The 12,463-nt window shown below is 43.8% G+C and carries 14 protein-coding genes; 4 read left to right on the plus strand and 10 right to left on the minus strand.

All coding sequences use genetic code 11. The features are described 5' to 3' along the window. The first annotated feature begins 74 nt into the window (after positions 1 to 74). On the plus strand, positions 75 to 812 hold the full coding sequence (cobB, locus tag PQQ36_RS14165; RefSeq protein ID WP_011150284.1) for a Sir2 family NAD+-dependent deacetylase: 738 nt from the start codon (positions 75 to 77) through the stop codon (positions 810 to 812). A gap of 63 nt (positions 813 to 875) precedes the next feature. Here the strand turns inward: cobB and PQQ36_RS14170 are convergent, their stop codons facing one another. The 5 genes from PQQ36_RS14170 to potA form a co-directional block, all read right to left on the minus strand. After that, positions 876 to 1,913 (minus strand): extracellular solute-binding protein, encoded by a 1,038-nt coding sequence (locus tag PQQ36_RS14170; RefSeq protein ID WP_273661759.1) that lies wholly within the window; start codon positions 1,911 to 1,913, stop codon positions 876 to 878. A gap of 161 nt (positions 1,914 to 2,074) precedes the next feature. After that, positions 2,075 to 3,106, minus strand: coding sequence for an extracellular solute-binding protein (locus tag PQQ36_RS14175; RefSeq protein ID WP_011080449.1), 1,032 nt, complete (start codon positions 3,104 to 3,106; stop codon positions 2,075 to 2,077). Positions 3,107 to 3,209: 103 nt separating this feature from the next. Next, the gene (gene potC / locus PQQ36_RS14180) at positions 3,210 to 3,980 is read right to left on the minus strand and encodes a spermidine/putrescine ABC transporter permease PotC (RefSeq protein WP_039553705.1); all 771 of its coding nucleotides are present in this window, start codon (positions 3,978 to 3,980) and stop codon (positions 3,210 to 3,212) included. Further along, complete coding sequence (gene potB / locus PQQ36_RS14185; RefSeq protein WP_225470836.1) at positions 3,980 to 4,837, minus strand: spermidine/putrescine ABC transporter permease PotB; 858 nt, start codon at positions 4,835 to 4,837, stop codon at positions 3,980 to 3,982. The genes potC and potB overlap by 1 nt, the downstream gene beginning before the upstream one ends. Next, positions 4,821 to 5,954 carry a spermidine/putrescine ABC transporter ATP-binding protein PotA gene (gene potA, locus PQQ36_RS14190; RefSeq protein WP_011080452.1) on the minus strand — a complete coding sequence of 378 codons (1,134 nt, stop codon included), beginning with the start codon at positions 5,952 to 5,954 and terminating at the stop codon, positions 4,821 to 4,823. Before potA ends, potB begins: the two co-directional genes overlap by 17 nt. A 371-nt stretch (positions 5,955 to 6,325) precedes the next feature. On the opposite strand from potA, the gene PQQ36_RS14195 reads away from it, so the two are divergent. Genes PQQ36_RS14195 through PQQ36_RS14205 form a run of 3 tightly spaced genes read left to right on the plus strand, consistent with a single transcriptional unit; the run spans position 6,326 to position 8,585 of the window. Then, positions 6,326 to 7,123, plus strand: a complete 798-nt coding sequence (locus PQQ36_RS14195) for a membrane protein (protein ID WP_011150279.1) — start codon at positions 6,326 to 6,328, stop codon at positions 7,121 to 7,123. Beyond that, complete coding sequence (locus PQQ36_RS14200; protein ID WP_045620014.1) at positions 7,116 to 7,904, plus strand: glucosaminidase domain-containing protein; 789 nt, start codon at positions 7,116 to 7,118, stop codon at positions 7,902 to 7,904. Before PQQ36_RS14195 ends, PQQ36_RS14200 begins: the two co-directional genes overlap by 8 nt. A gap of 18 nt (positions 7,905 to 7,922) precedes the next feature. Then, positions 7,923 to 8,585, plus strand: coding sequence for a DUF2987 domain-containing protein (locus PQQ36_RS14205; RefSeq protein ID WP_273661740.1), 663 nt, complete (start codon positions 7,923 to 7,925; stop codon positions 8,583 to 8,585). 69 nt (positions 8,586 to 8,654) lie between these two features. Here the strand turns inward: PQQ36_RS14205 and ttcA are convergent, their stop codons facing one another. The 5 genes from ttcA to ccoS form a co-directional block, all read right to left on the minus strand. Then, positions 8,655 to 9,587, minus strand: coding sequence for a tRNA 2-thiocytidine(32) synthetase TtcA (ttcA, locus tag PQQ36_RS14210; protein ID WP_011150276.1), 933 nt, complete (start codon positions 9,585 to 9,587; stop codon positions 8,655 to 8,657). A gap of 114 nt (positions 9,588 to 9,701) precedes the next feature. Continuing rightward, entirely contained in the window at positions 9,702 to 10,649 is a 948-nt protein-coding gene (gene uspE / locus PQQ36_RS14215; RefSeq protein WP_011080457.1) for a universal stress protein UspE, read from the minus strand. A 131-nt stretch (positions 10,650 to 10,780) separates the two neighbouring features. After that, entirely contained in the window at positions 10,781 to 11,527 is a 747-nt protein-coding gene (locus PQQ36_RS14220) for an FNR family transcription factor (RefSeq protein ID WP_011080458.1), read from the minus strand. Positions 11,528 to 11,613: 86 nt separating this feature from the next. After that, positions 11,614 to 12,291, minus strand: a complete 678-nt coding sequence (locus tag PQQ36_RS14225; protein WP_072614901.1) for a sulfite exporter TauE/SafE family protein — start codon at positions 12,289 to 12,291, stop codon at positions 11,614 to 11,616. Further along, positions 12,291 to 12,461, minus strand: a complete 171-nt coding sequence (gene ccoS, locus PQQ36_RS14230; protein ID WP_011080460.1) for a cbb3-type cytochrome oxidase assembly protein CcoS — start codon at positions 12,459 to 12,461, stop codon at positions 12,291 to 12,293. Before ccoS ends, PQQ36_RS14225 begins: the two co-directional genes overlap by 1 nt. Positions 12,462 to 12,463 lie beyond the last annotated feature (2 nt).

A 12,463-nucleotide genomic window follows, 5' to 3' on the forward strand; every position in this document is an offset into this window, starting at 1 on the left:
TGGTCTAATCCTCATAACTACTGTTGTTTTTCGTTCAGTGGTAAGCTGTGACAAAAGAACTACAAGGATAGGTTATGAACTTCCCATATCGAAATATCGTCGTATTGACCGGAGCTGGAATTTCCGCTGAGTCAGGTATTCAAACCTTTCGAGCACAAGATGGACTGTGGGAAAACCATCGTATTGAAGATGTCGCAACACCGGAAGGTTTCGCCAGAGACCCCGATTTAGTCCAAGACTTCTACAATCAACGTCGTAAAAAACTGCAAGACCCTAATATAGAACCGAATGCCGCACACCTCGCACTTGGCCGACTCGAAGCCGAGCTCGACGGTCAGGTAACGATCGTGACTCAGAACATCGATAATTTGCACGAACGTGGTGGTAACAAGAATATTATTCATATGCATGGTGAGTTGCTCAAATCTCGCTGCAGTGTCTCAAACCAAGTGATTGAGGAAACGGGGGATATTCTGACAGGGGATCTTTGTCATTGTTGCCAGATGCCATCGCAGATGCGTCCTCATGTTGTTTGGTTTGGTGAAATGCCTCTGAGAATGGGGGAGATATACTCAGCGTTAGAAACCGCCGACCTGTTTATCTCAATTGGCACGTCCGGGGTGGTTTATCCCGCTGCCGGATTTGTCCATGACGCCAAAATGCACGGCGCACACACGATTGAAATCAACCTTGAGCCGAGTGCGATAGAAAGTGAGTTTGTGGAAAAACGCTACGGTAAGGCGAGTGTTGAAGTGCCTAAGTTGGTCGAGGAGCTGCTTGCGCATTTAGAGAGTAACGTTGAAAACGCATAATGCCCGTAGAAAGAAGGATCAAAAAAAGCGGCCACAGCCGCTTTTTCTTTTTAACCAATAAAATTAGTTATTTACTTTGAGTTTTTGGAAGTACTCATCGTAAAGCACACTGGCTTCACCGACTTCGTCTTGCCACACACCGTTATCCATCACAGATTGTGGAGGGAAGATGTTTTTGTCTTCGGCAAACTCTTTAGGGAGCAGTTTGTAAGCGGTTTTCACCGGGGTTGGATAACCGATTTCCATCGCAATTTTTGCTGCATTTTCTGGACGTAGAAGGAAGTCGATCATCTTGTGTGCGGCTTCAATATTTTTCGCACCCGCTGGAATGGCTAAGCTATCCATCCAGAAAATTGCACCTTTCTCAGGCCAGATGATGTCAATTTTTGCACCTTCTTGACGCGCCATGTACGCAGAACCATTCCAAAGCATACCCAGTGAAACTTCACCCGCTAGATAGGGATTAGCTGGGAAATCTGAGTTGAACACCAATACATTCGGGATCAGTTTTTTCAGCTCTTCATACGCTGCTTTGATCTCGTCAGGGTTGGTTGTGTTTGGCGAGTAACCAAGCTTTGAAAGCGCGATGTGGAACACTTCACGTGCATCGTCCATCAACATCAATTGACCAGCCCACTGAGTATCCCAAAGATCTCCCCGGTTTTTTACTGAGCTCTTGTCCAGCATGTCAACATTGATACCAATACCAGTCGCACCCCAAATGTATGGAATAGAGTAGTCATTACCTGGGTCAAATGGCTTGTCCAGATAGTTCGCGTCCAGTTCGGCAAAGTGAGACAGCTTGGCTTTATCCACTTTTTGTAGCATTCCTTCTTTACGCATCTTAGAAACAAAATAAGTAGAAGGAACGACCAGATCATAGCCACTGCCTTGAGTCTTTAACTTTGCGTACATGCTCTCGTTAGACTCGTAGGTTGAATAGATGACTTTGATACCCGTTTCTTTAGTGAAATCTTCTAACACTTCACTTGGGATATACTCAGACCAGTTGTAGAAATACAGTTCTTGATCTGCTGCAAATGAAGAAGTTGAAAATAAAGTAGCAGCACACAATGCGCCGGTATACAGTGCTTTTTTCATTACTGTTCCGCTCATATCAGCGTGCCCTAAAGGGCAGGTGGTTATATAAAAACTGACGATGAGGTATCGCCAGAAAAAACAGCCTCGGATTATATCAGCTAAGTAAAAAAATAGGCAGCTTTCCGCTGCCTATATGATGAGTAATGAAGCAATTGTGCTGATTATTGGCCAGCTTTAAGCTTCATGAAGTAGTCTTCGTACTTCACTGTTTTGTCGCCAACGGCGTCTTGCCACTCTACGCGGTCAAGATCTTCTTGTGACGGGAACAGTGGCGCAACATCTTTGAACTTCGCGTTTGACTCAGCAACAGCGGTCAAGTAACCCGTGTCGTTAGAGATTTGCTCTGCAATTTCTGGACGAAGTAGGAAATCGATCATCTTGTGCGCCGCATCCACGTTTTTCGCACCAGAACTAATTGCAAAGTTATCTACCCAACCAATGCCGCCTTCTTTAGGGAAAACAAGCGTTAGAGGTAAACCTTCTTTTTGTGCTGCCGCTGCACTGCCGTTCCAAAGCATACCAACGCCAACTTCGCCAGACATGTATGGTGCGCCTGGGTTGTCAGAGTTGAATACCAACACGTTTGGCATTAGCTTTTGCAGTTCTGCGTAGGCTTCATCGATTTGTTTTTCGTCAGTGGTGTTACCCGAGTAACCCAATTTGCGTAGTGCGATATGGAACACTTCACGAGTGTCGTCCATCAACATGACTTGGCCTTTAAGCTCAGGTTTCCATAGGTCTGCCCAGCTTTGGAAGTCATTTGGGTCGTACATATCGGTATTCACAGCAAGACCCGTGATCGCAACAACGTGTGGGATAGAGTAGTCGTTGTTTGGATCGTAAGGTTTATCTAGATAGTTCTTATCTAAGTTTTTGAAGTTAGTTAGCTTCGATTTATCAATCTTCTGCAACATACCTTCATCACGCATCTTAGATACGAAGTAGGTAGAAGGTACTACCAGATCATAGCCTTGGTTGTGCGTTTTCAACTTGGCGTACAAGGTTTCGTTCGACTCGTAAGTCGAGTAAATCACCTTGATACCTGTTTCTTTCGTAAATTGCTCTAGGATATTACTGTTGATGTAAGGACCCCAGTTCATAAATACCAATTCTTTATCTTCCGCTGCAACCGAACCAGAAAACAGTGAAAGCGCACATGCACTACCAGCTAATAAAGTAGCCCATTTTTTCATTTACGTTAGCTCCAAACCAAACGTTGCCCGAAGGCATTCCGATAAAAAAACAGAATGGTGAATCACCATTCTGCTTCGCGTTTAAACACAACCAGAAGGCGGTTTATTTAACTCTTTCTCTCGCAAGGATTTGCGAGGAAATCACCAATACAAGTGACACGACCAGCATGACGGTTGCCAATGCATTGACTTCTGGAGAGATACCCACTTTAACCATTGAGTAGATTTTCAGTGGTAGAATCTCATAAGTCGGGCCCGTCACAAACGAACTGATAATAACGTCATCTAAAGATAGGGTAAAACTCAGCAACCAACCAGCTGCAACCGCAGGTTTCGCCAATGGCAGAATAATTTGCTTTAGAATCACCCATTCGCTTGCACCAAGGTCTTTTGCTGCTTCAAGCATTTTCACATCAAAACCGTTTAAGCGGCTATAAACCGTGACCACAACAAATGGCAAACAGAAAGTGATGTGCGCAACCAAAAGAGTAAAGAAACCCAATTGCGCACCCAGCACAAGAAACAGCGCCAATAGCGAAATAGCCATCACAATATCTGGAGACATCATTACGACAAACAGCATACCGTTGACTGCACTTTTGCCTTTGAACTGGTAGCGGAATAGGGCAACCGCCGTCAAACTGCCGATAATCGTTGCTGCAGTTGCTGAAAAAATCGCAACGTTAAACGAGTGCCATGCAGCTTGCATCAAGCTGTCGTTATTCACTAGCGCGTGATACCACTTGGTGGTGAATCCGCCCCATTTCATACCAAACTTGTTTTCGTTAAACGAGTTGGCGATCAATACGATGATTGGTAAATACAAAAACGCATAAACCAACGTCATAAAGCTAAATCTAACTGTACGTCCCATTAGTCCAGCTCCACTTTCTTATTCAACAATTTACCCGCGCGATAGTAGGCATAAAGCATAATCGCCATTGCGATGGTCAACGCGATACTGGTTGCAGCACCAAATGGCCAATCACGAGCATTGAGCACTTGGCTCTTAATGACGTTACCGATCAGCAAGTTTTTCGCACCGCCAAGCAAGTCTGAAATGTAGAACATGCCCAGAGCAGGGAGGAGAACTAACAAACAACCGCCGATAATGCCAGGCATTGTCAATGGCAGAATGACCTTTGTTAGCGTCTGGAACTTATTTGCACCTAAGTCTTTTGCCGCTTCGATATACGTGTCGTCCAGCTTTTCAATGGCTGAGTACAACGGCAAAATCATGAATGGCAGCAAAATGTACACTAAACCAATCATAACCGCGGTTTCGGTAAACATAATGCGCATAGGCGTATCAATAAGACCAAAGCTCAATAGCGCTTTATTGAGAATGCCTTGCGTACCCAACACGATTTTTAGGCCGTAGGTACGGATCAGGGAGTTGGTCCAGAAAGGCACAATCACCAAAAACAGCATAAATGGACGCCATTTGTGTGGCATCTTCGCCACAATGTAAGCAAATGGGTAGCCCACAACCAAACAGATAAGGGTTGCAACAATCGCCATGTAGAAGGAGTGCAGCAACACTTTCACGTACAAAGGATCGAGCAAACGCGCGTAGTTATCCAATGTAAACGTCATTTCAATGAGGTTGGCTTCATCACGCGTCAGAAAACTGGTGCCAATGATCATCAGGTTTGGAATAAGAACAAAAAGAACCAACCAACCAACAATCAGCGTGATAATGGCGTTTTGAAGACTAAATTTCTTGCTCATCGCTTAGCACCACTTCCCAGCTTTCAACCCAAGTAATGGCGACTTTTTGTCCCAAAGAGTGGTCCACATCAGGATCATCTTCGTTAAAGAATTCACTCACCATTACACGCATGCCAGATTCCGTTTCAATAACAGAATCAAGAGTCATCCCTTTGTAAGTACGCTCGGTAACGTGACCGACAATACCTTTCTCTTCGGATTCTTTGATCTCTTCAATACGTAAGTCTTCTGGACGAAGTAGCACTTGCAGTTTCTGACCTTCCGTTACCGGTTGATCGAAGTAAACCACTGAGTCGACGCCTTCAATCTCAGCACGAATACGGTTTTCATCAAGGCGTTCTTTGGCCGTTGCTTCAAACACGTTGATTTCGCCGATAAAGCGCGCAACAAATAAGTTTTTCGGATCTTCGTAGATTTCACGAGGAGAGCCATCTTGCTCGATAACGCCTGAGCGCATGACGATAATGCGGTCTGACATCGATAGTGCTTCTTCCTGATCGTGCGTCACGAAAATAAAGGTGATGCCAAGCTGGCGCTGTAGCTGCTTAAGCTCAATCTGCATTTGCTTACGTAATTTGTAATCAAGCGCTGATAGGGATTCATCAAGTAATAGTACTTTTGGTTTGTTCACCACAGCACGCGCAATTGCAATACGCTGCTGTTGACCACCAGAAAGCTGATGAGGTTTACGCTGAGCCATGCTCTCTAGACGAACCATTTTAAGCGCGTCCATTACGCGAGGTTCGATTTCAGCAGCAGGGACCTTCTGCATGCGTAAGCCAAACGCAACATTATCAAACACAGTCATATGTGGGAACAATGCGTAACTTTGGAATACCGTGTTGACATGCCTTTGTTCTGCAGGAACGTTAGTGACATCCTGATTGTCGATCGTAATTTGGCCATTATCTGCAGTTTCAAAACCTGCGATCATGCGTAAAACGGTTGTTTTACCACAGCCAGAAGGACCTAGAATCGTTAAAAATTCACCGTGATTAACGTCCAGGTTTAAATTACCGATGATTTCCTTACCATCGAAACTCTTACTGATACCAGATAAACGGATTACTGGTTGTCCTGCATTTTGTTTAGCGTTCAACGTCTGTATTTCTCCCACATTGGCCAACTAACAAGTATGACCTGTAGTAATTCACAATAAGGCGCGCATGATAATCACCAAAAGTGTGAATTCAAAGTATTTTCTCATCCCGAAACAGAAAAAGTTTTGTAGGTAAAAATGACGATTACTTACCATACTGTTATTAGGATTATTCGGCTTTCACAAGTAATTGAATGGAGACCAAAATATCCCGTTACAAACTAATCTGTCGCCTATAGATTTCAAGTGGTTAATTATCAATCAAAATGCGAATAAAGCAAGATATACATAGAGAAACAGAGTTTAGCTAAAGAGAGATTTCAGTATAATGAACGTCCTTCTATTAATGCAGATTTTACAGAGGATAAGTAAGTCAGCTTAGGATAACTATGAAAAACGAATTCGAAAAAGAGATTAACATTGGCGGTACTATTGAAAGTGCGCTCTCTGGTCAATATGAGCTGAGTGCCGGAGCCGTTTTTAGTGAAGCTTGGAAGAAAACGATGTCGCATTTCTTCAGCTTTTCTCCAGCTATCGTGCTGTTACTCGCGCTACAGTTGCTGATTTTCTATATCGCACTTCAACTGCAACTTGGTGAGCCGAGTGTGATCCTTGATGCCATCGTCAATCCCGATTTACTGACTGAACAAATTGTTTCGGCTATTTATGTAGCAAACTTCAGCTACGAAGTGATTAGCGCGCCGATTTTTGCCGGTGTCAGCTTGATGGCGATGAGCCATGCCGCAGGTTTACAGACGAAAACTCGCCACATCAGCAAAGGGCTTCAATACACGATTCCCGTTATTCTTGCCACCTTGTTCAGCTTGATGCTTCAAGGCTTACTGGGCATGATTTTTCCTTTGCTTTCACTTTATCTTTCAATGGCGTTTAGTCACTCGATTCTGCTTATCTGCGAAAAGAATGTTCCACCAATGCAATCTCTGCTGCTTTCTTTACGTGCGATCAACCGTAAAATTCTAGTCGTATCAGGTTTGTACCTGCTGGTGATGGTGATGTTTGCGGTAGCAACGGTCTTTTATGGCATCGGGTTGATTTTTGTTTTGCCATTTTTCTTCCATCTCAAAGGTATTCTCTACCGCGAGATGTTTGGTATCCGTTTGAAAATAGTGGCTACCTCCGGTTCCGACGACAATAACGATAACAATTCACAGGTATTTAATGCTTAACCCATCACAATCTACATTTTTAAAAGTGACCGCTGTTGCGGCTTTTGTTGCTTTCTCTGCTGTCGGTCCATATGTGTTCTATCGAGACCATCAACCTAAAGAACAAGTACAAGCTATTGAGTCTTTACCTGACTTCGCTGCGATTCAAAATGTCGCCGAGAAAAAAAGGGCCTTTTTCGACTATCTAAGACCTATGGTGGCACTGGAAAACCAACGCGTGCTTGAAGAGCGTTCTTTTCTAGAATCTTTGGATATGGCCAACTTATCGGAAAAGCAGAACGCTCGACTCGACAAGTTAGCCTCTCGTTACAATGTCACACTTTCAGCGGAAGAAGCTAATGAAGACTCTTTGAATGAATTGATGTTGAGAGTCAATGTGTTGCCAGAAGCGCTCGTCATGATTCAAGCCGCCAACGAGTCCGCTTGGGGAACTTCGCGCTTTGCTCGTCAAGCAAACAATCTCTTTGGCCAGTGGTGCTATACCCCAGGATGTGGTGTGGTTCCACTTGAACGTAATCAAGGTGCTTTCCACGAAGTGGCGAAGTTTTCTTCGGTTCAAGATTCGGTTCATGGCTATTTTATGAACGTTAATCGTAATCGTGCATACAGAGAGCTGCGTGAGATTCGCGCCACTCTTGATATGCAAGGTCGCGATCTACAAAGCGTCTCCGTGGCGACAGAACTAACGAATGGCCTGCTTTCCTATTCAGAGAGAGGGCAGGATTATGTTGATGATCTGCAAGCGATGATCCGCCACAATGCAGAATTTTGGACAAACTAAAACAATAAGAGAAATAGAATGAGAAAGATTTGCCTCACCTTACTCTGTACCGCCTTATCCTCTTTCGTGGTGACCCCCGTCGCTGCGCAAGAATACATGTTTACCTACTCAAAGCTCTTCTCTCAATTAAAAAACAATACCAAAGAGGGGCATGAAGACGTTAAGGTCGGCATTTTTTTCGTTAATCCTCAAACCAAACAGCTTTGTGATATTGAAAAAGCGTGGATGGAAAAGGAGGAGCATTACGAAGAATTTATGATTCCCGCATCAAAAGAGTTACCGCTGCCAATAGACAACAACCTCAAGTCAGCAAATCCACTGGTTTTTGTTCAGACACCGCAAGATATGCGCTGTGACTACTCGCTCGTTGTGATGACCAAGCAGCCATTACAAGGAAAAGTGACGTATGCGCAGCTAGAGCCACTCATGCCACAGATGAAAACCATGTTGGATGATTTAGGCGGCATGTTTTCTAGCTGGTTTACGCCTGATGTAGAGGGGGTGACAATGGAGTTCGCCGATCAATTAAACGACATGATTACCTTCTCCAATGGGCAGAAAAAAGCGATCGTCAACGGCAAGGTGCAAGTGGCACTTAGTGAGATAGGCGAAGCGGGCTATATGGTGTTACCGCAGCCCACTATGCGCGTTTTGCCTTACTTGCCTGCGGCAAAGAAGTAATGAGTTGAACACTCAAGTGATAAAATAAAGGCTACCAACATGGTAGCCTTTATTTTATTTGTAAGCTGATTAAATATTGGTCACGTCTAGCTTTAAGCTTGGATCAAACTCTTGCACCATATCTTCATCCTCGACGGTTGCAACAGGCATTTCTTCTTTGTCGAAACCGATATCACCACCGTTAATCACGCCTGAATCTTTGTTGATCGATTTAAAATCAAACAACTCAAAATCCGCTAAATGGCTTGGCACAACATTCTGCATTGCACGGAACATTGTCTCAATACGACCTGGGAAACGCTTATCCCAGTCATTCAGCATCTGTTTGATATTTTGTCGCTGCAAGTTTGGTTGAGAGCCACATAGGTTACATGGAATGATAGGGTAGCCAGCCATATCTGAATATTTGATGATGTCTTTCTCACGGCAGTATGCCAGTGGACGAATCACAACGTGTTCGCCGTTATCTGAAACCAGCTTAGGTGGCATGCCTTTCATTTTTCCGCCGTAGAACATGTTTAGAAATAAGGTTTCCAAAATGTCGTCGCGATGATGGCCTAGCGCAATTTTTGTTGCACCGAGTTCTTTGGCTGTGCGGTACAAAATACCACGACGTAGTCGAGAGCAAAGTGAACAGGTCGTTTTACCTTCAGGGATCTTATCTTGAACAATCGAGTAAGTATCTTCTTCTACGATCTTATATTCCACACCTAAGCTTTCTAGGTATTCAGGCAGTACATGCGCTGGAAAGCCCGGCTGCTTTTGGTCTAGGTTAACAGCGACAAGAGAAAAAGAGATTGGTGCACTTTTTTGTAAGCTCATCAGGATGTCCAACATGGTAAAGCTGTCTTTACCACCAGACAAACACACCATAATACGGTCACCATCTTCGATCATGTTGAAGTCAGCAATCGCTTGGCCTGTATTACGACGAATACGCTTTTGTAACTTGTTGAAGTTATATTGTTGAGCTTTAGTGCGCTCTAGAATTTGCTCTGTCATCGGCTGTTAGTCTTAAAACACGTCAAAATAAATGAAGTGCGTATGATACGGATAAATTTCCAAGATGCCAGTGCCGGACAAAAAAATCCCGGGCTAATTACCCGGGAGTTTGAGTTATGAAGCCGTCGTTGGATCTAATGGACTGACGTAGCCTTTTGGTTTCAGCGCTAAAACGTCACAGTTGATTTTATCGATCACATGCTCGGCGGTGTTACCGATGAAGACGGCAGAAAGGCCAGTACGCCCCGTGGTTCCAAGAATCACCATTGCTGCATTCAGCTTTTCGGCGGCAGAAGGAATGACATCCTCTGGTAAGCCTTGTTCTACAATAGTGTGTTCTTCATCAATACCATGCTGCTGTCTCAGTGCTTTCATGGCTGTAAGATGATGCCCACGAACGGCATCTGTATAGGTTGTCGGATCAAACTCTGGCAGCTCTATAGTGATATTGGCTGGCGTCACTGGGTACGCATTGACAAGATACGCTTCTGCATCTAAACGGTTCGTGATCTCTTTTAGTCGTTCAACCATACTATTGTTCAACTCAAGGTGAGTTTCGTTTTCAGAACCGACATGAACTGAAGCAAGAATATTGGCATGCTCAGGCCAATCCGCATTTTTGATCAGCAACACAGGGATAGGGCACTTGCGTAATAAATGCCAATCAGTAGGTGTAAAGATAACCGACTCAAGAACGTCGTGTTTACGAGTTCCTTTAATCAAAATGTCGTGGCCGCTGGCAAAGACCTCAGCAATGATTGCTTCATACGGACGATTATGCCAAATCACTTTAATTTCGAATTCTACGGAGTCATCGAGATAGGGCTCTGCAATTTTCTTCAACCACTGCTCACGTTGGTAAATCACACCCCGTCTCATCGCGTCACGCTCATCAATGGATAACATTGATGTCATGTCGTACGAGAAATCATAAATCGATAGAAAGAAGGTTATGTGACTTTTTGAAACGCTCTTCCTAGCAAGTTGAACTGCTCTTGCTAACGCAGGTTGCTCATCTTTATTGATGTCTGCAACAACGAGGATTTTACTGTAAATACTCATATCTCAGCCCACTTATGTTGTAGAACCATATGAATACTTTAGCGTAGAAAAGAGAGAAATATTAGGACATTAGGAAGATAATGAAGAAAAACATGACGTAGCTCAGGGTTGAGCTACGTCGCAGTAGAGATTTACTCTTTTGATACGCCAGCAAGTTCCATCAGTGCATCGTGGTCAAGAATCGTAATGTACTTACCTTTTACACTAAGAATCTCTGACTTCTGGAAACGGCCAAGAAGGCGGCTGATCGTTTCGACAGTAAGACCTAGGTAATTACCAATATCACCACGAGTCATGGTCAAACGAAACTCACGCGGACTAAAGCCACGTTGCGAGAAACGGGTAGATAGATTGTACAAAAATGCGGCTAAACGCTCTTCTGCATTCTTCTTCGAAAGTAACAAAATCATTTCTTGGTCACCTTTGATTTCATTACTCATCAGGCGCATGATTTGTTGACGAAGCTTAGGCATTTTTCCCGAAAGGTCGTCAAGAATTTCGTAAGGAATCTCACAAACCATTGAAGTTTCTAGTGCCTGAGCAAAACTAGGGTGGCTATCACCTGTAATTGCATCAAAACCAACTAAATCTCCAGCCAAGTGGAAAGCCGTAATCTGCTCATCACCCTGCTCGGTAATTGTGTAGCTTTTAATCGTACCAGAACGAATTGCGTAAAGAGATTTTAGATCATCACCGGCTTTGAATAACTCTTGGCCTTTTTGGATCGGCTTTTTACGTTCGATAATTTGATCGAGTTGATCCAATTCAGCTTCGTTTAATGTAAACGGAATACACAGTTGGCTGATACTACAATCTTGACAATGAATCGCACAACCACCTGATTGGATGCGCTTTGTCGCAGGTTTTTCAGAAATCATAACAACCTTTCACTATTTGATATACGTCAATATTTTAGCACTGGTTAATACTAAAGGATAGTAAAAAAAAGTGCGTCATCTTCAGGTTAGTTGATCAAGTGTAACAATTTTACTGCGTCGTAAGCGGTGTAAAGACCATAGATAATGAGCATTAACGCAGTGATATGTCGAAATGTTAACGATGTCTGAAGCTGTGCAATAAATCGCGCACCGACGCCAACAAGTAACATAGCGGGCAGAGTTCCAAATCCAAAAGCCAGCATGATAAGCGCACCATTGTAATAACTACCAGATACCGCCGACCACGTCAGTGCAGAATAGACTAAACCACATGGTAACCATCCCCAAACAAAGCCATAAGGGAATGCTTGTAAGGGATGTTGAATAGGTAGGAGGCGAGCGGTTATTGGTTTGATCCATCGCCAGATAGATTGCCCAGCTTTTTCGACGAACAAGAGTGCATTCCATATCTTGGAGATATACAGAGCAACGAGAATCATGAAAAATGCCGCAATCAACCTTAGCCAAGCTAAAGACTGATTTAAGCCACTGAGCTCAGCTAATGATGAGACAGCTCCCCCAATCAATGCACCAAATAATGCATAGCTAGTGAGGCGTCCAAGATTATAAAGAAGGGTGTTGCGAATAGGAGAGGCTTGTTGCTGTCCTAGATTAAGTAAAGAAGCGATACCGCCGCACATTCCAATGCAATGACCGGCCCCAGCAAGGCCGATCATAAAGGCTCCAATAACATCAGGTGCCATCAAGATTTCTCTTTTTCCGTCGGCTTGACATGCTCTTCATCGAACAAAATGTTACTGCCTTGCCTTTCGAGATCTTCAAACTGCTCGCTTTTTACCGCCCAAAGAAATATCGCTACAGCAACACAAACCAACACGATTGCAATTGGGATAAGAAGATACAAACTTTCCATTG

This window comes from Vibrio sp. CCUG 15886, assembly GCF_028570825.1.
Lineage (GTDB): Bacteria > Pseudomonadota > Gammaproteobacteria > Enterobacterales > Vibrionaceae > Vibrio > Vibrio vulnificus_B.

What these genes read in the sequence shown, in the direction of transcription:
- cobB (WP_011150284.1), top strand. Translation starts at nt 75, where the DNA reads ATGAACTTCCCATATCGAAATATCGTCGTATTGACCGGAGCTGGAATT.
- PQQ36_RS14170 (WP_273661759.1), bottom strand. Translation starts at nt 1,913, where the DNA reads ATGAAAAAAGCACTGTATACCGGCGCATTGTGTGCTGCTACTTTATTT.
- PQQ36_RS14175 (WP_011080449.1), bottom strand. Translation starts at nt 3,106, where the DNA reads ATGAAAAAATGGGCTACTTTATTAGCTGGTAGTGCATGTGCGCTTTCA.
- potC (WP_039553705.1), bottom strand. Translation starts at nt 3,980, where the DNA reads ATGGGACGTACAGTTAGATTTAGCTTTATGACGTTGGTTTATGCGTTT.
- potB (WP_225470836.1), bottom strand. Translation starts at nt 4,837, where the DNA reads ATGAGCAAGAAATTTAGTCTTCAAAACGCCATTATCACGCTGATTGTT.
- PQQ36_RS14195 (WP_011150279.1), top strand. Translation starts at nt 6,326, where the DNA reads ATGAAAAACGAATTCGAAAAAGAGATTAACATTGGCGGTACTATTGAA.
- PQQ36_RS14200 (WP_045620014.1), top strand. Translation starts at nt 7,116, where the DNA reads ATGCTTAACCCATCACAATCTACATTTTTAAAAGTGACCGCTGTTGCG.
- PQQ36_RS14205 (WP_273661740.1), top strand. Translation starts at nt 7,923, where the DNA reads ATGAGAAAGATTTGCCTCACCTTACTCTGTACCGCCTTATCCTCTTTC.
- ttcA (WP_011150276.1), bottom strand. Translation starts at nt 9,587, where the DNA reads ATGACAGAGCAAATTCTAGAGCGCACTAAAGCTCAACAATATAACTTC.
- uspE (WP_011080457.1), bottom strand. Translation starts at nt 10,649, where the DNA reads ATGAGTATTTACAGTAAAATCCTCGTTGTTGCAGACATCAATAAAGAT.
- PQQ36_RS14220 (WP_011080458.1), bottom strand. Translation starts at nt 11,527, where the DNA reads ATGATTTCTGAAAAACCTGCGACAAAGCGCATCCAATCAGGTGGTTGT.
- PQQ36_RS14225 (WP_072614901.1), bottom strand. Translation starts at nt 12,291, where the DNA reads ATGGCACCTGATGTTATTGGAGCCTTTATGATCGGCCTTGCTGGGGCC.
- ccoS (WP_011080460.1), bottom strand. Translation starts at nt 12,461, where the DNA reads ATGGAAAGTTTGTATCTTCTTATCCCAATTGCAATCGTGTTGGTTTGT.